General features: G+C 73.0%; 16 protein-coding genes. 12 read left to right on the top strand and 4 right to left on the bottom strand.

Annotated elements, in window-relative coordinates; genetic code table 11:
* The first annotated feature begins 258 nt into the window (after positions 1 to 258).
* Together WME89_RS10540 and WME89_RS10545 are read left to right on the top strand one after the other, a co-directional pair.
* The gene (locus WME89_RS10540; protein ID WP_438009089.1) at positions 259 to 3,723 is read left to right on the top strand and encodes a nitric oxide synthase oxygenase; all 3,465 of its coding nucleotides are present in this window, start codon (positions 259 to 261) and stop codon (positions 3,721 to 3,723) included.
* Positions 3,724 to 3,821: 98 nt separating this feature from the next.
* Positions 3,822 to 4,787 carry a serine/threonine-protein kinase gene (locus tag WME89_RS10545; protein ID WP_438009090.1) on the top strand — a complete coding sequence of 322 codons (966 nt, stop codon included), beginning with the start codon at positions 3,822 to 3,824 and terminating at the stop codon, positions 4,785 to 4,787.
* A gap of 41 nt (positions 4,788 to 4,828) precedes the next feature.
* On the opposite strand, the gene WME89_RS10550 is transcribed toward WME89_RS10545, so the two are convergent.
* The 3 genes from WME89_RS10550 to WME89_RS10560 all read right to left on the bottom strand — a co-directional run bounded on the left by WME89_RS10550 (position 4,829) and on the right by WME89_RS10560 (position 8,095).
* Positions 4,829 to 5,104: a hypothetical protein gene (locus tag WME89_RS10550; protein WP_438009091.1), complete on the bottom strand. Its 276-nt coding sequence runs from the start codon at positions 5,102 to 5,104 to the stop codon at positions 4,829 to 4,831.
* 292 nt (positions 5,105 to 5,396) lie between these two features.
* Positions 5,397 to 6,851 carry a UdgX family uracil-DNA binding protein gene (locus tag WME89_RS10555; RefSeq protein ID WP_438009092.1) on the bottom strand — a complete coding sequence of 485 codons (1,455 nt, stop codon included), beginning with the start codon at positions 6,849 to 6,851 and terminating at the stop codon, positions 5,397 to 5,399.
* Positions 6,848 to 8,095, bottom strand: a complete 1,248-nt coding sequence (locus WME89_RS10560) for a putative DNA modification/repair radical SAM protein (RefSeq protein ID WP_438009093.1) — start codon at positions 8,093 to 8,095, stop codon at positions 6,848 to 6,850. Before WME89_RS10560 ends, WME89_RS10555 begins: the two co-directional genes overlap by 4 nt.
* Before the next feature lie 218 nt (positions 8,096 to 8,313).
* Here WME89_RS10560 and WME89_RS10565 point away from each other — a divergent pair, with 218 nt between their 5' ends.
* Both WME89_RS10565 and WME89_RS10570 read left to right on the top strand, forming a co-directional pair.
* Positions 8,314 to 9,396, top strand: coding sequence for a hypothetical protein (locus WME89_RS10565; protein ID WP_438009094.1), 1,083 nt, complete (start codon positions 8,314 to 8,316; stop codon positions 9,394 to 9,396).
* A gap of 117 nt (positions 9,397 to 9,513) precedes the next feature.
* Entirely contained in the window at positions 9,514 to 10,353 is an 840-nt protein-coding gene (locus WME89_RS10570) for a hypothetical protein (RefSeq protein ID WP_438009095.1), read from the top strand.
* 58 nt (positions 10,354 to 10,411) lie between these two features.
* Here WME89_RS10570 and WME89_RS10575 read toward each other — a convergent pair whose 3' ends face one another.
* A complete protein-coding gene (locus WME89_RS10575; protein WP_438009096.1) occupies positions 10,412 to 11,524 on the bottom strand; it encodes a VWA domain-containing protein in 1,113 nt (370 codons plus the stop codon).
* Between the two features lie 331 nt (positions 11,525 to 11,855).
* Here WME89_RS10575 and WME89_RS10580 point away from each other — a divergent pair, with 331 nt between their 5' ends.
* The 8 genes from WME89_RS10580 to WME89_RS10615 all read left to right on the top strand — a co-directional run bounded on the left by WME89_RS10580 (position 11,856) and on the right by WME89_RS10615 (position 23,130).
* Positions 11,856 to 12,383, top strand: a complete 528-nt coding sequence (locus tag WME89_RS10580; RefSeq protein ID WP_438009097.1) for a response regulator — start codon at positions 11,856 to 11,858, stop codon at positions 12,381 to 12,383.
* On the top strand, positions 12,383 to 14,647 hold the full coding sequence (locus tag WME89_RS10585; protein ID WP_437625024.1) for a chemotaxis protein CheA: 2,265 nt from the start codon (positions 12,383 to 12,385) through the stop codon (positions 14,645 to 14,647). The genes WME89_RS10580 and WME89_RS10585 overlap by 1 nt, the downstream gene beginning before the upstream one ends.
* The gene (locus WME89_RS10590) at positions 14,640 to 15,176 is read left to right on the top strand and encodes a chemotaxis protein CheW (RefSeq protein WP_437309009.1); all 537 of its coding nucleotides are present in this window, start codon (positions 14,640 to 14,642) and stop codon (positions 15,174 to 15,176) included. Before WME89_RS10585 ends, WME89_RS10590 begins: the two co-directional genes overlap by 8 nt.
* A gap of 56 nt (positions 15,177 to 15,232) precedes the next feature.
* Complete coding sequence (locus tag WME89_RS10595) at positions 15,233 to 15,724, top strand: chemotaxis protein CheW (RefSeq protein WP_437625025.1); 492 nt, start codon at positions 15,233 to 15,235, stop codon at positions 15,722 to 15,724.
* Positions 15,721 to 17,844, top strand: coding sequence for a HEAT repeat domain-containing protein (locus tag WME89_RS10600; protein WP_438009098.1), 2,124 nt, complete (start codon positions 15,721 to 15,723; stop codon positions 17,842 to 17,844). Before WME89_RS10595 ends, WME89_RS10600 begins: the two co-directional genes overlap by 4 nt.
* Positions 17,841 to 18,749, top strand: a complete 909-nt coding sequence (locus WME89_RS10605) for a CheR family methyltransferase (RefSeq protein WP_438009099.1) — start codon at positions 17,841 to 17,843, stop codon at positions 18,747 to 18,749. The genes WME89_RS10600 and WME89_RS10605 overlap by 4 nt, the downstream gene beginning before the upstream one ends.
* A 132-nt stretch (positions 18,750 to 18,881) precedes the next feature.
* The gene (cheB, locus tag WME89_RS10610) at positions 18,882 to 19,964 is read left to right on the top strand and encodes a chemotaxis-specific protein-glutamate methyltransferase CheB (RefSeq protein ID WP_437625028.1); all 1,083 of its coding nucleotides are present in this window, start codon (positions 18,882 to 18,884) and stop codon (positions 19,962 to 19,964) included.
* A 364-nt stretch (positions 19,965 to 20,328) separates the two neighbouring features.
* Positions 20,329 to 23,130 carry a transglycosylase SLT domain-containing protein gene (locus tag WME89_RS10615; RefSeq protein ID WP_438009100.1) on the top strand — a complete coding sequence of 934 codons (2,802 nt, stop codon included), beginning with the start codon at positions 20,329 to 20,331 and terminating at the stop codon, positions 23,128 to 23,130.
* The last annotated feature ends 6 nt before the right edge of the window (positions 23,131 to 23,136 follow it).

Consider the following 23,136-nt stretch of genomic DNA (forward strand, 5'->3'; position numbering starts at 1 on the left):
AAACTGCCCCATGGGGCAGTTTGTTACGCGCGGACGGAGAACCTTCACGCAAAATGCGGGAGCTCCTGACGCTCCGCGGCTTTCGACGACTTGACGCGACACGGTGCGACACCCCGAGTCAGCGCCGGAAGTTTCGGCCCGCCGGGGGATGCGCCGTATCCTGGACGGAGCGACCCGCGCCTCTGCGCGCGTCCACCGTACCGACCGGCGCGCGGGGAGGTCTGCTGTGCTCCTCCGCGGCCGCCATCGCCGAGCACCATGAGCTTCCTCAAGATCGTCTGTTCCGAGCCGAGAAACGACCTCGCTTCATTCCTTCAAGCCCTGCCGATCGAGCCCGCGGAGCCGGCCATCGCGCTCGTGCTGAGCACGGCGGACCTCGCCTATCCGCTCGTCGCCGCGCGGATGTTCCTCGCCTCGGCCAGGGAGGTCGGAGCGTCTCACCTCCTGTGGGTGGCGCCATACCTCCCGCCCTCGAGCCGTGTGGGGCGGCAGATTCGCGACGCTGAGGCATTTGTGCGCGCCTCCGGGCACAAGGTGACGGCTGTGTGTCACGGCCCCTTGCTCAGCGCGCTCATGCTCTGGAGCGAGGACATCCGGCTCCGTCGCACGCTGCCTCTGCCGCTCGGCGATGGTGCGCTGCCGTGGGTGGCGCCGGCCGACGTGGCCCGCATGGCGCTCCGCGCGCTCGAGCAGCCTGGCGCCGCGCCGCCGGTCGTCTGCGGGCCCGCCGCGTGCACCGGGGCCCAGGTGGCGGCCGCGCTCTCCCGCGCCGTCCGGGCGGGGCTGGCGAGCGACAGGTTCGCGCGGCGACGGTTCGAGGAGATCGATCGCGACAACAACCGCGCGCTCAGCGAGGACGAGCTCCTGCCCTACCTCACCGGCCTCGGCATGCCGGCCGACGAGGCGAAGGCGCTGCTCGTGGCCGCGGACGCGACCGGGGACGGGACCCTCGATTTCGAGGAGTTCACCGCCGGGCTGCGGGGGCGGCTCGACAACCTCGTCCAGCAGCTGCTCCGCGAGGACAGCTTCGAGATCCGGTACGTGGACACGCCGGCGGACGCGGCCGTGGCGGCGCTGGCCCGGGCGGGCCTGCGCAAGGCGGCGGCCGAGGCGCTGATCGAGGGCTGGACGAGCCTGGCCAGCGAAGGGATCCCCGCGGACGCGCGCGGGCCCGACGACGCCTGGCTCGAGCTCCCGCCCGCGAGCGTCGACGCATGGGCCGAGCGGCACGCGCTCGATCACGTGAACGTCCACCTCCTCCCCGGGCAGGGGCTGCTCTCGCTGCGCGAGGGGCTCGTCGACAGCAGCGCGGCGATGGGCGCGCTGGCGGGCAAGGCGGCCGCGATCTCGAGCGTGGTGGACGGCGGCGGCCGCGTCCTCTCGCTCTTCCGCGCGCTCGACGGGACCGGCGTCTCGGCGCGGTGGCTCGACGCGGTGCCCGCGAGCCTCCGGTGGGTGGTGTGCGGCGATCGCGACAAGCGCCGCGCGCTCCTCGTCTCGGAAGGACAGCTCGCGGGGCTGCACGTCGAGGGCGAGTGGCAAGGGCTCCCGTCCGCGATGCGGCTGCTCATGGCGCGCGCCCCGCTGCCCGGCTGGCAGCTCGCGACGTTCCGGGAGCTCGGCGAGCTGAAGCTCGAGCAGCCCGCGACGCTGTTCGAGCCCGACGAGGTCGTGTGCAACTGCGCCGGGGTCAGGCGCGGGCAGATCACGAGCCTCATCGCGTCCGGGTGCGCGACGCGCGCCGAGGTGTCGGAGCGGACGCGGGCGGGGCAGATCTGCGGCGGCTGCGTCCCGGCGATCGAGGAGATGTTCGGCGCGTCGAGCCTGGTGCAGGCCGAGGTGAAGGGGGCGCAGGAGCTCTCTCCCGGGATCTTCCAGATCAAGCTCGCGCCGGTCGGCGGCGCGCCGGCGGCGTCCGAGCCCGGGCAGCACGTCCTCGTGCAGGGCTACCTCGATCGGCGCTGGGTGGCGCGCGCGTACACGCTGTCGGCGCCGGCGGTCGCGGGCGGGGACTACGAGGTCACGGTGAAGCGCGAGGAGCTCGGGGTCTTCTCGCGGTGGCTGTGCGAGCGCGGCGCGGCGTCGCTGCTGCGCGCCTCCGCGCCGCGGGGCAGCTTCGTCCTGCCGGCGCCGCCCGTGGACCGGGTGGTGTTCCTCGCGGGCGGGATCGGCGTCACGCCGGCGATGGCGATGCTGCGGGCGCTCGACGGGAAGGTCGCCCGCCCCGACCTGCAGGGCTTCCTGCTCGACTGGTCGGCGTCGCGCGCCGCGGACTTCCTCTATTTCGAGGAGGAGCTGCGCGCGATCGCCGGCCGCACGCCCGGCGTCGGGCTCCGCCTGCGCGCGACGCAGGCGGAGGGGCGGCTGTCGAGGGAGAGCGTGGCCGAGCTGTACGCCTACCGGCCGGGGTCGCGGGCGCTCGTGTGCGGGCCCGAGGGGTTCATGCGCGACGCGCACGAGCACCTGCGCGCGGCGGGCTGGCCGGAGGACGCGATCCAGCGCGAGCTGTTCACGTCGAACGTCGACGCCGCGGGGGGGATCCGCCCGATGCCGCTCCGCCGGGCCGGCGCGGCCCGCGCGGCGGGCGGGGTCTGCCCGGTCGAGCATGCGTCGTTCCACCTGACCCCCACCGGGCCCGGGGCGGCGCTGACCGAGGCCGAGGCATTCCTGCGCCAGTGCTATGCGGAGCTCGGGGTGCCCTCCGCCGCGGAGGAGCGCTGGCGGGAGGTGCGGGCGAGCCTGGAGAAGCGCGGGACGTACGAGCACCTGCCCGACGAGCTCGCGTACGGGGCCCGGCTCGCGTGGCGCAACAGCTCGCGCTGCATCGGGCGCTTCTTCTGGTCGACGCTCCACGTGCGCGACATGCGCCACCTGAAGACGGAGGAGGAGATCTTCGGGGCGCTCGTCGAGCACGTCGACCTGGCGACCAACGGGGGCGACATCCGGGCGACGATGACCGTGTTCAGGCCGGGGGAGCCGCGGATCCGCATCTGGAACGGGCAGATCGTCCGGTATGCGGGCTACCGGCTCCCGGACGGGGGCATCCTCGGCGATCCGGCGAACGTGGAGCTGACGGAGCAGGCCCTCGCGCTGGGGTGGCCGGGCGGGGAGCGGACGCGCTTCGATCTGCTGCCGTTGATCATCCAGATCGGCGATGCCCGGCCGCGGTGGTTCGAGCTGCCGCGGGAGCGGGTGCTCGAGGTGCCGATCGTGCACCCGCGCCACGCGTGGTTCGCCGAGCTCGGGCTGAAGTGGCACGCGCTGCCGGCGGTCTGCAACATGGCCTTCGACGTCGGCGGGGTGCAGTACATGGCGGCGCCGTTCAACGGCTTCTACATGGGGACCGAGATCGGCGCGCGCAACCTGAGCGACGTGACGCGGTACAACCAGCTGCCGCTCATCGCGGACCGCCTCGGGCTCGACCGGTCGCGCAGCGACACGCTGTGGCAGGACGCGGCGCTGGTCGAGCTGAACATCGCGGTGCTGCACTCGTTCCGGCAGGCCAAGGTGCGCATCCTCGATCACCACGCGCTGTCGGAGTACTTCAAGAAGTTCGAGCAGCAGGAGCGGGAGTGCGGGCGCCCGGTCTACGCGGACTGGACCTGGGTCGTCCCGCCGATGTCGGCGTCGACCATGGCGGTGTTCCACACCAACATGGAGAACAAGATCCTGAAGCCGAACTACCTTTATCAGGACGACCCGTGGAAGGCGCAGAAGGGGTAGCGGGGGGCTCGTCGCGGCGGGGCTCAGCGGGGCGTCGGCGGGCGTCGGTGGGCCTTTCCCGATCGTCCCCGCGGCTGTCTTGGTAAGCTCCGCGCGCGATGATGGACGACGAGGAGCTCGCGGCGCAGCGCATCGGCACGAAGATCGGCACCTGGACGGTCGAGCGCGTGCTCGGGGGCGGCGGGATGGCGAGCGTCTTCCTCGGCCGGCGCGCGGACGGCCACGCGGCGGCGGTGAAGGTCCTTCACCCGTCCCTCAGCCAGATCGAGGAGCTCCGGAAGCGGTTCCTGCGCGAGGGCCCGATCGGCAGCGCCCTGGCCGCGGTCGGCCCGCTCTGCGAGGGGCTGCCGCTCGTCCTGGAGTCGGGCGTCGCGGACGACGGCGCCGCGTACCTGGCCATGGAGGTGCTCGAGGGCGAGACGCTCTTCGACCGCATGGCCCGGCTGGGCACGCGCCCCGTGGGCGAGGTGCTGACGCTGGCCGAGCGGGTCCTCGACGTGCTGGTCGTGGCGCACGCGCACGGCGTGGTCCACCGGGACATCAAGCCCGAGAACCTGCACATCGGGAACGACGGGCGCGTGAAGGTGCTCGACTTCGGGATCGCGCGGGTCCTCGATCCGCTCCCGTTCGGCATGGGGGAGCTGCCGGAGAAGACGGCGACGAAGACGGGGGTGGCGCTCGGAACGAGCGAGTACATGGCGCCCGAGCAGGCGACGGGGAACGTGCGCGAGATCGACGGCAGGACCGACGTCTTCGGGCTGGGCGCGACGATGTTCCGCCTGCTCTCCGGCCGCGCGATCCACGGCGATGTCGCCGACGCGCGCCTGCTCATCGCCGCGGCGACGGAGCGGGCGCCGTCGCTCGCGGCGTGCGCGCCGGACGTGCCCTCCGAGGTGTGCGACGTCGTGGATCGCGCGCTGGCGTTCCACAAGGTCGAGCGGTACCCCGACGCGGCGACGATGCGCGCCGACATCCGCGCGGTGCGGTCGGGCCGGCTGCCGCCGTACGTGGTGGCCGTGGAGGAGGGGCGGATCCCGGCGGGGGCCCGGCTCCCGCCGCGCTGAGGGGGGAGGGCCGCCCGCGTCGCGGAGGGCCGCCCGGAGCGTCAGCGGCCGCGGCGACAGCGGAGCTGGCCGTTGTCGTTCTCGATATCTCCTCTGCACCGGCGGTAATCTTCCAGGCGCGTCCTGTGGTATCTCCCTCTTCGGTCCTCGCACCGCGCGAACAGCGTGCCGCGGTCGGTCCGGACGTCCCTGCACGTCCTGCGGTAAGACCCACCGGGCTCCCGGTCCCGGTCCTGGGCTTGCGCCGGATCGCTGCTGGACATCACGGTGGACAACGAGAGCGCGCCGAGGAGCAGCGCGACGAGCGTGTTCTTCATGATTTTCCCCCCACGTTGGCGCAGCGCCTCGCGGGGCGATGCGTTGTTGAGCTCATGGAGCGGCCGCTCCGGGGGCGCAATCCTGCTGGGCCGGTAGTCGGCCTCTTTCGCCGCTGGCGGCTTTCTCGATCCCGGGAACGAGGGAGGGAATCGACGATATAACTACGAACGCAATGCCGCCTGCTCGAAGTACGACGAAGAGAGCGATTCTCGAACGAGAACAACACTGTCCCCGTGAGACCCCTGGCAGGGCCCCCGCCCGCATCTCTCCCGCAACCGCCCCGCAGCTTCCCTATCCGCTCCAGCTCCCCTCGCCCGCGAGCAAGCTCGCCGCCTGCGCGAGATCCGCCTGGAAGTGCGCCTTCGCGGCAGCGCGCGCCGCCTCGTCGGGCATGCGCAGGAGCGCGGCCGGGTGGTATGTCGCCATCCACGCCTCCGCCCACGGCGTCTTGAAGACCTGACCGCGGCTCTGCGTGATGCTGAATCGCCCGCCGAGGAACGAGCGCGCCGCCGTCGCGCCGAGACACACGATCACCCGCGGCCGCACCGCCTCGACCTCCGCCTGGAGCCAGGCGCGACAGGCCTGGATCTCCGGGCCGACGGGCTTCGCGTGCAGCCGGCGCTCGCCGCGCGGCTCCCACTTGAAGTGCTTCACCGCGTTCGTCACGTAGATGCCGCCCCGCGACAGGCCCGCTACGGAGAGCGCCTCGTCGAGCACGCGACCCGCCGGACCGACGAACGGCCGCCCGCAGAGGTCCTCCTCATCCCCAGGCTGCTCCCCCACGAGCATCAGCGGCGCGTCCGCCGGGCCCTCCCCGAACACCGTCTGCGTCGCCCGCTCGCACAGCGCGCACGCCTGGCAGGACGCCGCCGCCTCGCGGAGCACCGGGAGCGCGCGCGCAGCGGGCACGTACGCCTCCGCCGCGCTCGCCGTCCCGCTGCGGCTCGCCTGCATCGCGTCGACGCGCGACGCGGCGTCCCGCACGAGCTCGCTCATCACCGAGAGCTCGGGCAGGGTGCTCCAGTGCTTCGCCGGCATCTCCGCGCGCATCGCCCGCAGGTTCACGCGCGCCGGGTTGTAGATCGCCCGGTAGTAGGTGCGGAACAGCTCCTCGAGCTCGTCCTCGCGCGGCGCGGCGTCGCGCGGCAGCCCCGGGCCGTAGCGGAGCTCGGCGCCGTCCCAGTGCGCCGACTCGTCCGGCGTGAGGATCGACCACCCCATCGACGGGAAGCGCCGCTCGAAGAACGGCGCGCCCAGGCGGAGGATCCGGTGGTCCGGGCGGTGCCACGCGACGTAGCGCTCGCGGCCGCCTTCGTCCTCGACCCGCCGGAAGCGCACGAACGCGTGCAGCTTGTGGACGTCGCGCCGCACCGCCTGCTCCAGGGCGCGCAGCCTGGCCACGTCGGGATCGGCGGCGAGCTCGAGCAGGTAGGGCTCGCCGTGGGTGAGCCGGAACAGCGCGCGGTAGAGCAGCGGAAACCGCGCCGCGTCCCGGTGGCAGGCGACGGCGGTCGCGAGGCGCATGAAGGCGGCCGGGACGCGCGGCCGCGGCGCGTCCGGGGTTGCGGGCGCGTCCGGGGTTGCGGGCGCGGCCGGCGCTGCGAGCGCGGCGCCGAAGAGGACGCCCTGACCCTGCTCCGCCACGTCCTCCCAGAGGACGTCCTCGGGCGGCGCCTCGCGGGCGAGCAGCGCGCGGGCGGCGTCGCGGAAGGCCTCGAACGTCGGGGGGATGGGCGCGCGGATCACAGCTCCCCGGAGCGCGCCCCCTCGCGCGCCTCGAACAGGCCGAGCTGCGCCGGAGGGCGGACCCGCTGCGCGAGCCCGGCGCGGTCGAGATCCCGCGCCGCGCTGCGGTGCTCGTCGGCCGTCACGAGAAACGGCGCCGCGCGGGCGACCGGGACGCGGAGCCGCGCGAGGTCGGCCATGCGGACGGCGCTGTGGCGGCGCATCGCGAGCACGCGCTTGACCGTCCGCACCCCGAGCCCGGGCACGCGGAGGAGCGCCTCCCGGGGCGCTGTGTTCACGTCGACGGGGAAGAACTCGCGGTGCGCGATCGCCCACGCGAGCTTCGGGTCCATCGTCAGATCCAGGTTCGGCGAGGCCGCGCTGAGGAGCTCGCCCGCGGAGAAGCCATAGAACCGGATCAGCCAGTCCGCCTCGTAAAGCCGGTGCTCGCGCGCGAGCGGCGGGGAGTCGGCGGGGAGCCGGGCGTCGGCGTGCGGGATCGGGCTGAACGCGGAGTAGTAGACGCGCCGCAGCCCGTGCGCCGTGTACAGCCGCGACGCGGTGGCGAGGATCTCCTGATCGCTCGTCGGCGTCGCGCCCACGATCATCTGCGTGCTGTGCCCCGCCGGCGCGAACGCGGGCCTCCGCGGGCTCGGATCGTCGCGGGTCTCGATGATCCGGGTGTGGATCTCCGCCATGGCGGCCTCGATGGACGGCATCGTCTTCTCGGGCGCGAGCGCCGCGAGATCCCGCTGGGTGGGCAGCTCGACGTTGACGCTGAGGCGATCGGCGTAGCGCCCCGCGACGTCGAGGAGCTCGGGAGAGACGCCCGGCGCCGCCTTCAGGTGGATGTAGCCGCCGAACCGGTGCTCCTCGCGGAGCGACCGGGCGACGGCCACGAGCTGCTCCATCGTGTAGTCGGGGCTCTTGAGGACTCCCGAGCTCAGGAACAGCCCTTCGATGTAGTTCCGCCGGTAGAAGTCGAGCGTGAGCGCGACCACCTCTTTCGGGGAAAAGCTCGCCCGCTCCACGTCGCTGGACAGGCGGTTCACGCAGTACTGGCAGTCGTAGATACAGACGTTGGTGAGCAGGATCTTGAGAAGGGAGACGCAGCGGCCGTCCGGCGTGTAGCTGTGGCAGATGCCCATGCCCTCCGTGCTGCCGATCCCCTGCGGCAGGGCGGGACGGCGGGAGCCGCTGCTCGCGCACGATGCGTCGTACTTGGCGGCGTCCGCGAGGATCGCGAGCTTTCGCTTGAGCTCCATGAGCTGAACGAACGTGGGGATTCCGCCTCCTTTGGCAAGCCCTGGCGAGGCCCGCGCCGCGCGCACGGACACGTTGAAGCGAACGGGCCAGGCAGGCAGGCGAGCGGTCCTCGCCGCTTCATCGCGTCCGTGTCGCTGGGCCTCATGACGATCGTGGGCCTGATGAGCCAGCTCGTTTGCTCTCGCTCGTCGTGATCGCGGTGTGTTACTGCGGAGGCGTGCGAACTTCCTTGACGATCGCGATGGCGATCATGGCGGCTATCGCCAGCGCGACCAGCGCCGGTTGTGGCGGCGAGGACGCCCCTCCCGCGACCGAAAGCCACGCCGGACAGGGCGGCCTCGGCGGCCTCGGCGGCGGTGGCCTCGGCGGCAGCGGCGGCCTCGGCGGCAGTCCCGGCGGCAGCGGTCCCGGCGGCGGAGCCGGCGAGGTCTCGTCCGGATCGAGCGACGCCGAGGCGTCGAGCTCGACCGGCGCCGGGGGCGGGGAGGCGGGTCAGGTCGACCGGTTCGGGATCGCGATGCTGCGGCCCACGCTGCCGTCCGGCAAGGCGTGGTTCTCGACCTGGGACAGCGGCGTCGCGCGCGCGTTCTCGGGCGTCGACCCGGAGGATGCCTGGTTCGACGCCGACCACGGCGACGCCTCCTATGAGACCGACGGCCAGGGCGTCCTCGAGATCAGCGGCAGGGTCCCGCGGATGTACGTGCACGACCCCGCGCTCATCGATCAATGGCGCGACGTCGAGGTGACCATGTATTTCCTGCGCGCCGGCGATGACGGGACGGCTTACGGGGGCCTCGTCGCCATGGCGCGCACCAACCACGGCACGATCGGCGACGAGGACGTCAACAGGTGCGATACGCGCGGGATCGCCGCCCGCATGCGCTACGACGGCAAGATCGATTTCGAGAAGGAGACGAGTCACCCAGCCTCGGTAGCCCTCCTCGGGAAGACATACTGGGAGGGCGGCATGCCGGAGCAGGTCTGGATCGGCTACAAGCAGCTCGTCTACGACCTGCCGAACGGCGATGTGAAGCAGGAGCTCTGGATCGATGAGACCGACGGCGCGAACGGCGGCGCCTGGGTGAAGATCCACGAGCACGACGACCAGGGGACCGACTTCGGCGTGGGCGGCGAGCCCTGCGAGCCGGGCGCCGATCCCGCGATGCGGCTCACCCGGGAGCCGACCCGCCCGGGCTCGGAGACCGGCAAACCCAATATCAGCGTCTACTTCCGGAGCGACGGGGTGGGCCCCGATGGGCTCCTGTACAAGAAGGGCAGCGTCCGGGAGATCGTGCCCTGATCGCCGCGCGGATCGTGCCCTGATCGCCGCGTGGCCAGCGAGGCGGACGCGGGGATGCCTCGAGCGGGCGCTCCGTTGTAACTTTACAGAGAGCGCGACTTCGCCGATCCTGATGGGATGAACCTACGTCTTGTCCCAAGCCTGGCTCTTGCTTTCGCGCTTCATGGATCCGCGTGCTCGGACGCCGGCACCGCCGACCCAGGGGGCTCCGGCTCCGGGGGCGCGGGCGGCGGCGAGGTCGGCCCCGGTGAGATCGCCGGAGTCGGCGGGGGGAGCGGCGTCACGACCGACGTGAACGTGATCATCACGGCCGACAACGCTTATGGCTTCGGCTACGGGACCGGTGACAAGCTCCTGAATTACTTCGGCGGCATCGAGAACCTGCTCGCTGACGAGATCTTCTCCTGCCCCGTCGGCCACGGCCCCGAGTCGTACCGGGTGCCGGCCGGGTCCGCGGACGCCGGGCACTATCTCTACATCGTCACCTACGCCGACATGCTCACGACGCAGGGCGTGCTCGGCCAGTTCTTCCGCGATGGCGCCGAGCCCGTCTTCACCGGCAGCGGCGCGTGGGAGGCCTGCGCGACGGGCGAGGACTACGACCTCGGCTCGCACGGGCCGACGCTGGAGACCATCAACGAGCACATCGCGAGCTGCAACCGCGGGGGCCTGGATCCGCAGACGACCAGCGCCGGCTGGGTGACCGCCGAGCCGTCCGCGCACGGCCATGTCGCGTTCGGAGAAGCGAACGACACCGCCCGCGACGACCCGCAGCCAGGCAACGAGTTCCCGATCGTCTGCGGCATCGAAGAGGGGGCGCGGTGGATGTGGTTCGAGTGGGACCCGGACCGCAGCAGCGGCAGCCCGTTCCTGTGGCCCGGCGGCAGCGGCAACGCGACGAAGGATTTCCTCGTCTTCCGGCTGGGCGCCGAGTTCGTCCCCGAGGTGCCCCGCTAGCTAGCGGCTCGCCGCGAGAGAGCAGCGCCGCGGCCGCCGAGCGCGGCCGCGACGGCCTTCACTTCGCGTCGACCTTCACGCCGGCGCTCGCCTTGAAGTTCGCCTTCGCGCCGCCGCTGCCGCCGCCGTCGCCGTCCGGCGCGGGCGTGGTCGCCTTCAGATCGAACGACGGCGGCGTGTTGGGATCGCACTCCGGCGGCGGCCCGAACCCGTCGGCGTTGAACTTCCACGCGAGCGACCCGGAGGCCGACGGATCCTTGCTGATCGCCTTGATCTCCACCTCGTGCTCCCCCGCGCGCGCCGGCGTGCAGTACGAGAGCAGGTAGAAGCGCTTCATGTGCGCCTCGATCTTCGCCGCGATCTTCTCGAACGACTCCTTGACCTTGGCCTGGTCCGCCGCGAGCTCGGTCCCGTCGCGCCCGATCTCGTCGAGCCGCGCCTTCTCGATCTCGGCGCCGACGCCGACGACGAAGATCTGGTAGTTCTCGTACTCTTCCTTGTCGAGCTCCTTCAGCATGTCCTCCCGGCTCACGCGGTTCGCGCGATCGGTGCCGTCGGAGAAGACGACGAGCGTGCCGAACTTGAGCGGGCGCCGGTCCTTGTCGAGCTGCTTCTTGAGCTCGCGGATGCCCTCGACGACGCCGCCGTGGAGGTTGGTCGACGTGTCCTTCGGCTTGTAGGTCCGGAGCCCCTCGAGCCCGCCCTGGACCGAGCCCTGCGCCTCGGTGAACGGGACGACCGAGTGGATCTTCACCTCGCCGTCGAACGCGTACACGCCGACCTTCTGGCTCTTGCCCACCCGGTCGCTGAACGACTGCGCGGCGTCGACCAGCGCGTCGGCCTGGCCCGACTCGGTGATGCTGCCGCTCATGTCGACGAGCAGCATCGTGTACATGACCGCCGCGACCTCGGGGTTCTGGATGGTCTGCTTGCTCTCGAACTTCGAGACGAGATCACCGTCCTCGTAAATTTCGAAGTCCTCGGCGGTGAGGCCGCCCACCGGCTCGTCCTCGCCGGCGTCGACGCTGAAGAACACCCAGACGTTGTTCGGCTTCTTCTGGGCGGAGTTGATCCGGTTCACCCGCAGCCCGCCGCCGCAGGCCACGCTCGAGAGCGCAAACAGGGCGGCGAGCAGGATCCGGAACGCTGGAGAACAAAAGAGAATTTTCACGGCCGCGATTAGCGCGCATCGGGCGGCGTCATGTCAATTCACTGCCGCAGGCGGCCGGCCCGGGCGCGCCGGGCGGGCCCGGCCGAGCCGACCGCCGAGTCGACCCGCGGCGCGGCGTTTCCCCCTCCGCTCCCGGTCCGGTCGCCGCGCGCGGCGCCCTCCTCCGGCGCGGCCCCCTCGCCGGCCAGCGCCGGACGGCGCTCGCGCCGGTTTACACCGGGAAGGAGACCGCCGTACATAGGCCGGCGCGCCGCCGAGGAGCGCGCGAGGCGCCCCCCCGGTAGTCAGCCAGTTGCTCCCTCCCAGCGGATTTCCGTTACCCTGTCGCCGCATGGCACGCATCCTGATCGTCGAGGACTCCCCGGCAATGCGAGCGTACGTACGCTCGACGCTCGAGGACTGCGTGCTCGGGCTCGAGGGCGACGTCGATATCGTGGAGGCCGTGAACGGCTTCGACGCGCTCCGGCTCCTGCCGCGCGGCGCGTTCGACCTCGTGATCACCGACATCAACATGCCCGACATCAACGGGCTCGAGCTCATCCGTTTCGTCCGGCAGAGCGACCGCTACCGGCGCGTCTGCATCCTCATCATCTCGACGCAGGCCGCCGAGCGCGATGTGCAGCGCGGGCTCCGCCTCGGCGCGGACCGCTTCCTCGCGAAGCCGTTCACGCCCGAGGCGCTGCGCGACGCGGTGGTCGCCTGCCTCGACGGGCGGGCCCAGCCCGCGCTCGACGGCGAGCCCCCGCCGGCCGACGGCGCGCTCCCGCCGGCCGACGGCGGGTCCCCGGTGCCCCCGCGCGCCGCCGAGCCCGCCACGCGCACGAAGCAGCCCGGCTCCGGCGAGGAAGGCGGGGGCTGATGGTCGACAGCGGCGATCGCGCGCGCGAGGAGTTCTTCTCGGAAGCGCAGGAGATCGTCGAGGGGCTCGGGCGCGACCTCCTCGCGCTCGACGAGGCGGTGCGGACCAACAAGGTCGACCCCGACGTCATCAACGACGTCTTCCGCGCCGTGCACACCCTGAAGGGGCTCGCCGGGCTCTTCGGCGCGACCCGGATGGCGACGCTGTCGCACGAGCTCGAGGAGCTGCTCGACAACCTGCGCCTCGGGCGCATCGAGATCAGCGCGTCCGTCCTCGACCTCCTGTTCCGCAGCGTCGAGCTCTACGGGCGCATCCTCCAGAACGAGAAGGACGGGCGCGACGCGCCCATGCCCGAGGTCGACGACCTCCTGCGCCTGCTCCACCAGGACGCCGGCCCGAGCGCGGCCGGCCTCCCGGACGACAACTACGACCTCGACCCGGGGCTGCTCTCCGTGCTCACCGAGTACGAGGAGCACCGGCTGCGCACGAACATCGCGAGCGGGATGACCCTGTTCCGGCTCCGCGTGCAGTTCCACCTCGCCACGATCGACCAGGCCCTCGACGACCTGAAGATCACCGCGAAGCCGTACGGCGAGATCATCACCTACCTGCCGACCGGCGCGGGCGCGGACCAGGACTCGATCGAGCTCGACATCCTCATGGCCTCGCGCGCGCCGCTCGAGGAGCTCCAGCGCGCCCTGCACCAGGCCGGCGCCGCGGTCGAGGAGATCCCGCGGCGCAACAACAACGGGCACGGCCGGGTCGCGCCGCCCGGCATGCCGTCGATGTCGGCCGCGCTCCGCGGCGGCGCGCCGACGGGCGTGTCGCGGGCCGTCGACCTGACCGGCTCGATGGCGGCGAGCCCGCCGTCGAGCGCGCGCGGCACCCGCAAGGGCGAGCTCAGCTCCATCCGCTCGGTCGCGCAGACGGTGCGCGTCGACATCCACAAGCTCGACCGGCTGATGAACATCGTCGGCGAGCTCGCCCTCGTCCGGTCGGCGCTCGGCCGCCTCGTCGAGCGGCTCCGGTCGGCGCCGACCGAGCGCGAGCTCTCCCTCGACCTCCACCGGCTCCAGCGCACGTTCGACCGGCACCTCGCCCAGATGCAGGCGGGCATCCTCGAGGTCCGGATGGTCCCGCTCGGGCAGGTCTTCGACAAGCTCGCCCGCGTCGTCCGCCAGATCAGCCGCGACGCCGACAAGCTCGTGAACCTCGTCATCACGGGCGCCGAGACCGAGGTCGACAAGCTCATCGTCGAGGAGCTCAGCGACCCGCTCATGCACATGATGCGCAACGCCATCGACCACGGCATCGAGTCGAAGAGCGTGCGCGAGGCGGTGGGCAAGCCGGCGGTCGGCACGATCGCGCTGAACGCCTTCCAGAAGGGCAACCACGTCGTCATCGAGATCGAGGACGACGGCAAGGGCATCGACGTCGACAAGCTCCTCGACGCCGCCCTGCGCCGCGGCGTCATGACCCAGGAGGACGCGCGCACCACGAGCTACCGCGAGGTCCTGAACCTCATCTTCCAGCCGGGCATCTCGACGAAGACCGACGTCAGCGAGATCTCGGGGCGCGGCGTCGGGATGGACGTCGTGAAGACGAACATCAGCAAGCTCGGCGGCGTCATCGACGTGCACAGCGAGCCCGGCATCGGCACCAAGATGACGGTGACGCTGCCGATCACGCTGGCGATCATCAGCGCGCTCATCGTCCGCGTCGCCGACAGGCTCTTCGCGATCCCGCTCACCAACGTGCAGGAGGCGGTCGCGCTCGACGAGGCCACGGTGCGGCAGATCGACGGCCGCGAGATGATCACGCTGCGCAACAGCACGCTCCAGCTCTGCTACCTGGCGCGGCTCTTCGGCCTGAACGAGGAGGAGGAGCTCAGCGCGCGCATCGCCGGCCTGCTCGGCGGGGCGGCGCGCGGCGGCTCGGCGGCGCGGCCCGCCGTGGGCGGTCGCCGCGGGTCCGACGGCCGCGGGACGCTCGGGCTGCAGGGGGGCAACAAGCGCAAGTACATCGTGGTGGCGTCGGTCGGCGCGCGCAGGCTGGGGCTCGTCGTGAGCACGCTCATCGGCCAGCAGGACGTCGTGATCAAGGCGCTCGGCCCGTCGCTCTCCTCGGTGCGCGGCTTCTCCGGCGCCACGGAGCTCGGCGACCAGCGCATCGCGCTCGTCATCGACGCCCCGGCGCTCATCGAGGAGATCATGCATGGGGGTGGGGACCGGCAGCGCAACGATCCGCGGAGCACCCATGGCTAACCTCTCCCGAAGGCCCGCCCGGATACCTGTCTCGAAGCGGAGCCCGCGCGCGCAGGCGACCGGCCCGCGCACCGAGTACCTCGCCTTCACGCTCGCGGGCGACACCTACGCCGCGCCCGTCTCGCTCGTGCGCGAGATCCTGAAGCCGCCCCCGCTCACGCCGGTGCCGCGCGCGCCGGACTCGACGATGGGCATCGTCAGCGTGCGCGGGCAGCTCGTCACCGTCATCGATCTGCGGCGGCGGATGCGGCTGCACGAGGGCGCGCCGCAGCGGCGGGCGCGCATCCTGCTCGTCGACGCGGCGAACGGCGAGACGCTCGGCCTGTTCGTCGACGAGGTCCAGCAGGTCTACCGGCTCGCCGACGCCGAGATCGAGCACGCCGCGACGGCGCTCGGGGGGGACGTCGCGGGCTACATCGCCGGCATCGCCCGGCCCCTGCACGGGGCGAGCGCGTCGGACGGCACGCAGGGCGAGGCGCAGCCGCGCGTCATCATCCTGCTCGACCTGCAGGCCATACTCGCGTCCTAACGGACGACTCGTCCGCGCCCGGGCGGCTCGCAGCGCCCGGACGCTCGGAGGCTCAGATGCCGTTGACTGGAGAGCGCAGCCGTCCCGACCCGCAGAAGAGCCTCGTCGGCTTTGTGGTCGGCGACGTTCACTACGCGATCGACATCACGCGGGTGCGCGAGATCGTGAATCCCCTCGAAGTGACCACGCTGCCGCACACGCCCCCCGAGGTCTCCGGCGTCGCGAACCACCGCGGCGAGGTGGTGCCCGTGATCGAGCTCCGCGTGCGCTTCGGGCTCCACCCGGTCGAGCCGAGCCGTAGCACCAAGTGGATCCTGGTCGACGTGGGGACCCACACGGTGGGGCTCGTCGTCGACGCCGTGACGGAGGTCTTCGGGACGAGCGGCGACTACCGGCCGACGCCGCCGGTCGGCGGCAGCAGCGACCTGCGCGGCATCGTGGGCGTGACGACCCACGACGAGCGGATGATCTTCGTGCTCGACGTCGGGCGCTTCATCGAGCTCGCGCTCGCGCTCGCCGCGTCCGGCGCCCTCCTGGAGGCCCCGTGAGCCGCGCCTCCGACGACCTGGGTCCGTTCGGCGGCCCGCGCGTGAGCGACGCGAACCTCTGGCCGAGCGAGCCCGACTCCATCTCGCCGAGCGTGCGGAGCACGCCGATGCCGATCTCGGCCATCGCCGCGGCGCTCGCCGCCGACGACGCCGAGGAGCGCCGCCAGGCGGCCGCGCGGCTCGGCAGGGCCGACGTCACCGAGGCCCTGCCGCTCCTCCTGCGCGCGCTCGGCGACCCCGACTGGCGCGTCCGCAAGGAGGCGACCTACGCCTGCCACCGGCTGATCCAGGCCGCGCCGGCCGGGTCGATCCAGGGCGCCGAGGGCGAGCGCCCGCCCGCGTCCGAGGGCGGCGCCGAGGGCGAGCGGCCGCCGGCCTCGCAGCTCCTCGTCGGGGCGCTCCTCGACGCGCTGCGGACCAGCGACGACGTGGGCCTCCGGAACGCGGCCATCGAGGTGCTCGGCTACTGCGGCCGCGACGCCACGCCGGCGCTCGTCGGGGCGCTCGGCGAGCTCGGGGGCGACGAGCGCAAGCTCGTCGTCGACGCGCTCGGCCGCACGCGCGACCCGGCGGCGCTCGACGCGCTCCACGCGGCGCTCGCCGAGCAGGACGACAACCTCCGCCAGAGCGCGATCGAGGCGATCTCCGGGATGGGGCTCATCGCGCGCGAGCGGGTGACGGACATCCTCTACGAGCGGCTCGCCGATCGCGATCGGTTCGTGCGGCTGACCGCGCTGAACGGGCTGAACGGCCTCGAGGCGCCGGTGCCGTGGCGGGTGCTGTCGCCGCTCATCGAGGACCCGATCCTCCGCTCGGCGGCGCTGGTCGCCGCGGCGCTCGCGGAGAGCCCGGAGGCGCCGCGGGCGCTCGTCGCGGCGCTCGCGACCGCGCGCGGCGGCGCCTTCGCGCAGCTCGTGCGCGCGCTCGCGCGGCTCGCGGAGGGCCCGCTCGCGCAGCACGCCGTGGACGCGCTCCAGGCGGCGCCGATCGAGGTGGGCGCCCGCCTCGTGCAGGCCGCCGCGGCGCAGGGCTCGGGCGGCGCGGAGCCCCCCGCCTCGTGGCGGGGCCTCGGCGCCGACCCGGTGAGCGGCCGCGCGCAGGCGCTCGTGCTCGCGGCGATGGCGCGCGCGCCGGGCGCCGCCGACGCCGCGGTGCAGGCCATGATCGAGCCCGCGCTCGTCGAGACGGCGCAGCGCGCGCTCGGCCTGCTCGGCGGCGAGGCGCTGCCGGCGGTGCTCGCCTACCTCGATCGGCACGTCGATCCTGATCCCGATCTCTGGGAGGGCCTCGACGACGCGACGGCCGCGCTCATCGACGGCGCCGTGGCGATCGCGCGGCAGCGCGGGCGCGAGGGCGGGCCGGGGGCGCCCGGCGTCGATCGCCTCGACCCGCAGCTCGACGAGCTGCTCGGCGCGGTGCGGCGGTCGGTGAAGAGCCCCTCGACGCTCGTGGCGACGAGCGCGCTCTACGGGCTCGCGAAGATCGGGGCCGCGGACGACTTCCCGCTCGTCGTCTCGCAGACGCGCGCGATCTCGCTCCCGGTCGCGCGCGCGGCGGAGAGCGCGCTCGCCGGGCTCTCCGAGCGGTACCCCGAGGCGGCGCGCGCGCTCGCGCGCCGGCTGATGCAGGCGGAGGAGACCCACCTCGCGGCGGCGATCGTGATCGAGGCGCTCGGCTCGGCGGATCCCGAGGAGATCGCGTTCCTCACCGGCGTCGCGTCGGCGGGGGACGTGCGCGCGCGCCGGGCGGCCGTGACGGCGGTCGCGGCGGCGGCGGGCGCCTCGGCGCTCGACGTGCTGAGCCTGTCGCTCGCCGACGAGGAGCGGGAGGTCCGGCTCGCGGCGGCGCGCGCGCTCGGCCGGCTGTACGCGTCGCTCACGGAGTCGAGCCCGGCCGGCGACGACCGGGTCCGCGCCCGCGAGCTGCTCGGGCTGGTGCGCGCCTCGGGGGAGCCCGAGCTCGTCACGGCCGCGGCGCAGGGCGGCGCCTCGTTCCGGTCGGATCCCCCCTGGAGCGAGGCGGGGGGCCGGCTGAGCGCGCCCGGTCCCATCGACGGTGGCGAGGGCTCCGCGTCCACCCCGGGCATGTCCGGCGGGCCGCCGTCGGGGAAGGTGCTGTGAACCGGCGGCGGGACGACGAGATCCGCCTCTTGCCCGACGAGTTCCAGAGGCTGCGGGAGCTGTTCAACAAGCACTGCGGGCTCCAGTTTGGGCCCGAGGCGCGCACGTCCATGGAGCGCCGGCTGCGCGAGCGGGTGGTCGTGCTCGGGCTCTCGTCGTTCGGGCAGTACTACGAGTACCTGCGCTTCCACAGCCGCGGGCGCGCCGAGCTCGACGAGGCGCTCGAGGTCATCACGGTCAACGAGACGTACTTCTTCCGCGAGGACTACCAGCTCCGCGCCCTCATGACCGAGATCGTGCCGATGATCGTCAAGGCGGGGGGCGCCAAGGGCCGGCTGTCCATCTGGAGCGCGGGCTGCTCGACCGGCGAGGAGGTCTACTCGATCGCGATCACCGCGCGGGAGTCCGGCGCCACGGATCGCCGCGAGCTCCGCGTCTTTGGCAGCGACATCTCGCGCCGCTGCGTGGTGGCCGCGCGCAAGGGGGTCTACGGCGCGTCGTCGTTCCGCGCGACGCCGCCCGACATCAAGCGGCGCTACTTCACGGAGCGGCCGGACGGGTTCCACGTGGTGGACGAGCTGCGGGCGCTCTGCCAGTTCGGTCACCTGAACCTGCTCGACTCGTCGCGCGCGGCGGTGGTCGGGCGCGTGGACGTCATTTTCTGCCGCAACGTCCTCATCTACCTGGACGAGGAGTCGCGGCGCCGGGTGATCGACATCTTCTACGAGCGCCTCTTGCCCGGCGGGTTCCTCCTGCTCGGCCACTCGGAGTCGCTCCTGAACGTGACGACCGCGTTCGAGCTCGTGCACCTGCGGGAGGACCTCGTGTACCGCAAGCCGGCGGCCACGCTGCGTCTGGGGCTCGCGGAGGGCCTGCCGGAGCGGGGGGGGGAGGGGGGGGAATGAGCCGGGGCCAGAGAGGGGGGCGGAGAGGGGGGCTGATGAGGCGCCGACGAAGTGGAGGCTGTGCAGGCGACGGGTGGTCCCATGGCGCTCCTGGTGGGTTAGAATGAACCTCCGGCGGAAGGTTTTGCGCTCATGACATTCGCTCCCCTGCGCGTGCTCGTCGTCGACGACTCCGCGTACAACCGGCGCAACATCGCCGAGATCTTGAGCGGAAGCGACGAGATCGAGGTGGTGGGCAAGGCCGGTGACGGCGATGACGCGCTCCGCCAGGCCGCTCAGCTCAGGCCGGACGCGATCACGCTGGACCTCGAGATGCCGCGCATGGACGGCTTCACGTTCCTGCGCATCCTGATGGCGCGGCAGCCCACGCCGGTGATCATCGTCTCGAGTTACAGCCACAAGGAGAACGTCTTCAAGGCGCTCGAGCTCGGCGCGGTCGACTTCGTGGCGAAGCCGGACCGGCAGTTCACGGCGGACGCGCAGATCCGCCGGGAGATCATCCAGAAGGTCCTGCTCGTGCGCTACCTGCGGCCCCGGTCGCCGATGCCGGCGGCCACGACCCCGGCGCGCGCGTCGCAGCCCACCTCGCCGCGCGCGGCGCCGGAGGCGTCGCGGCTCGGGGTGTCGCTGCGCCACCTCGTGGCGGTCGGCTCGTCGACGGGCGGGCCCACGGCGCTCCTCGAGATCTTCAACCGGATCCCGGATCGCTTCCCCGGCGCGATCCTCATCGCGCAGCACATGCCGGACAAGTTCACCCGCACGTTCGCCGAGCGGCTCGATCGCAAGGGCGGGCTCCGGGTGGTGGAGGCGCAGAACGGCGATCAGGTGGTGGCCCGCAAGGCGTACGTGTGCCCTGGCCGGATGTGCATGGAGATCGCGGTGACGCCGGGCAGCGGGGTCGGCCTGAGCGGCGACATCCGGATCCGCGTCGGGGCGCCGGCGCCTGGCGATCGGTACGTGCCGAGCGCGGACCGGCTGTTCCGGAGCGTGGCGCAGGTGGGCGGCAGCCGCGCGGTGGGCATCATCCTGACGGGGATGGGCGACGACGGGGTGAACGGCGCGCGGGCGATCCGCGCGGCCGGGGGCACGGTGGTGGCCGAGAGCGAGGACTCGGCGGTGGTCTACGGCATGCCCGGCGCCGCGGTGCGAGCGGGGGTCGTGAACGAGAGCCTGCCGTTCACGGCGGTCGGCGACTTCATCGCGCTGCTCTCCTAGCCGAGGCGGTGGTTTCTCGAGAGCCCGAAGAAAATTGAACCACAGAGGCACAGAGGCACAGAGGGCACAGAGGAGAGAGAGTTTTCTGCCCCTCTCCGATCTGAACCCTCCTTCTGTCCGAGCGCTCTGCGCTCTCTTTGTCTCCGAGCTCTCTTTCCTCTGTGCCCTCTGTGCCTCTGTGGTTCAAATCTCTTCCTTCATCGCACCCGCACCGGTGCTGTGTGCTCCAGCACCCCGGTGATCTGGCGGCCGCGGCGGTTCCTGGCTGACTGCCAAAGTTGACCCCCCGGGCGCATCGTGAGACAGGTCGGTCGCTGACATGCGGATCCGACGTGCCGCAGGCAGGCTTGTTTGTCTTGGCTGGATGGCCGCCCTCTCGGGCGTCGCTCTCGACGGCGTCGCTGCGCCTCCGGAGGCCGCGACGGCGGTGCCGGCCGCGGCCGCGCCCCCGAAGGCCGAGGCGAAGGAAGCGAAGAAGGGCGGGGAGGCCGAGGGCAAGGCGGAGAAGCCTGCGCCAGACAAGCCGAGCGGCGGCGCGAAGCGCGTGGCCGCCAAGGCGCAGGCGAAGCCGGCGGCGCGCTCGAAGGCGCCCTCGAAGAAGGGCGCGGCCAAGATCGCGCGCAAGCCGGGGGAGCCTGGCGCGCCGGACGAGGCGGCGCGGCGGGTCATCGCGGGCACGGCGACGCCGGCCGGGTCGAGCGTCGGCGAGTCGCCCGAGCTCCGCACGCTGCGCGAGATCGACCAGACCCTCTTTCCCGGCGCCGCGCCGAGCGCCGGGCCCGCGTGGCCCGGCGACGGCACGCTCCTGCTCGGCGCGGGCGAGCCGCGCCTCGAGGCCTCGGGCCTGCCGCCCTCGGGCCTGCCCGCCCCGCCGGTGCAGGCCGAGGAGACCCGCGACATCTCCTGGCTGCGGCAGCTCGAGCTGCCCCAGATCCCGGTCCGCTGGGACGGCCGGGTCGTGCGCTACCTCGAGTACTACAAGGACGACCCGCGCGGCCGCTCCGCCGTGGTCTCCTGGATCAAGAAGAGCGGCCGCTACGGCGCCGCCATCCGCCGCGTCCTCCGCGAGCAGGAGCTGCCGGAGGATCTGCTCTGGCTCTCGCTCGTCGAGAGCGGCTTCGACCCGACCATCCACTCCCCGGCCGGCGCCGCCGGGCTCTGGCAGTTCATGCCGGAGGGCGCGCGCATCTACGGCCTCACCGTCGATCGCTGGATCGACGAGCGCCTCGATCCGGAGCGCTCGACCCTGGCGGCGGCGCGGTACCTGTCGGATCTGCGGCGGCGCTTCGGCAGCTGGGAGCTCGCCTTCGCGGCCTACAACATGGGCTACGGGGGGCTGCTCGCGTCGATCCGGAAGTACAACACGAACGACTTCTGGGAGCTGTCGCGGCTCGAGGCCGGGATGCCGCTGGAGACGGCGCTCTACGTGCCGAAGATCCTCGCGATCGCGATCGTGGCGCGGAACCCGAAGGTGTTCGGCTGCGACGAGCTGGAGCTCGATCCGGCGGTGACGTTCGACAAGATCTCGCTCGGGTCCGGGGTGTCGCTGCAGTCGGTGGCGGCCGCGGCGGGGGCGGGGGCGCCGGAGGTCGAGGCGCTGAACCCGCAGCTCGTGGCGAAGCGCACGCCGCCGCTGCCGGTGGACGCGAAGGAGCAGGCGCGCTGGGAGATCCGGGTGCCCGCGGGCGCCGGGGCGCGCGCGGCGAAGTCGATGCCGAAGCTCCTGGAGCGCGAGCCGAAGCTCGAGCGCTACCTGGTCCGCTGGGGCGAGTCGCTCGACGATATAGCGACCTTCCGGGGGACGACGCGGTGGACGCTGCAGTCGCTGAACGGCCTGCGGCCCGGCGAGCCGGTGCGGCCGGGGTCGCTGCTGTTCGTCCCGGCGGCGGAGGGGGTCGGCGTGGCGGCGGCGGAGCACCTGCTCGCGAACAGCGCGCCGCTGTCGTCGGAGGCGAAGCCGGTCGTCGTGGTCCCGGCGCAGCGCTTCTCGTACGAGGGCCGCCGGCGCGTCTTCTACCGCGTCGTCGCGGGCGACGGGCTGCGGGATCTCGCGGCGGTGCTGTCGGTGACGCCGGACGAGATCTGCCGCTGGAACGCGCTCGCGCCCGGGGCGTCGCTCCACGAGGGGATGACGCTCCAGCTGTTCGTCCCGAGGTCGCACCGCTACGACGGGGTCTTCCTGCTCGACGAGGCCGAGGCGCGCGTCATGGAGGTCGGCTCGGAGGAGTTCTTCGCCCACTTCGAGGGGCTGAAGGGCCGCAAGCGCGTCGAGATCGCCGCGCGGGAGGGCGACTCGTTCAGCAAGATCGCGACCCGTTACGGCCTGAGCGTGGGCAGCCTGGAGCGGATCAACCAGCGCTCGCGGCGGAGCGTGCTGATGCCGGGGGACCGGCTGGTCGTGTACGTGCCGACGACGCGGCCGGACGATCCGCCGCCGGTGGAGCCGCGCGAGGACGAGGTCCGCGTGGCGTCGGCCGAGGCGGCGGGCCCGGTGGACGACGGTGACAAGGCGGCCGCGGCCGTGCCGGTGAAGCCGGCGGGGCTGGCGGCATCGGCGGACGCACAGCGCGCGGGCGGCGCGCAGGACGGCCGCAAGGCGGCCGGCGCGAAGGACGCGAGCGGCGGTGCGGCCGAGGCGGGCGGCGGGGAGGCGAAGCCGGCGCGGGCCGAGGCGAAGGCGGAAGCGAGCGAGACGAAGCCGACGCGGGCCGAGGCGAAGGCCGAGGCGGGCGAGACGAAGCCGACGCGGGCCGAGGCGAAGGCGGAAGCGAGCGAGACGAAGCCGACGCGGGCCGAGGCGAAGGCCGAGGCGGGCGAGACGAAGCCGACGCGGGCCGAGGCGAAGGCGGAAGCGAGCGAGACGAAGCCGGCGCGGGCCGAGGCGGGCGAGACGAAGCGGGCGCGGTCGGAGCAGGCGAAGGTCGAGACGGGCACGGGCGAGAAGTCCGGCGGCGCGGGCGAGAAGCCCGGCGTGGCGGGCACGGGCGAGAAGCCCGGCGCGGCGGGCAGGGGCGATCAGACTGGAACGCCGCCGGAGGAGAAGAAGGCCGCCGAGGGCGAGAAGAAGCCGGCGCCGGGCGGCGCGGACGAGAAGGCCCCGGCGGGGCGCGCCAAGGGAGCGCAGGGCAAGGAGAAGCCCGCGACCGGCGGCGGCACCGCGCTCTGAGGTCGA

Origin of the sequence: Sorangium sp. So ce321, assembly GCF_051530195.1 — a bacterium.
In the GTDB taxonomy this organism is placed as follows: Bacteria; Myxococcota_A; Polyangia; order Polyangiales; family Polyangiaceae; genus Sorangium.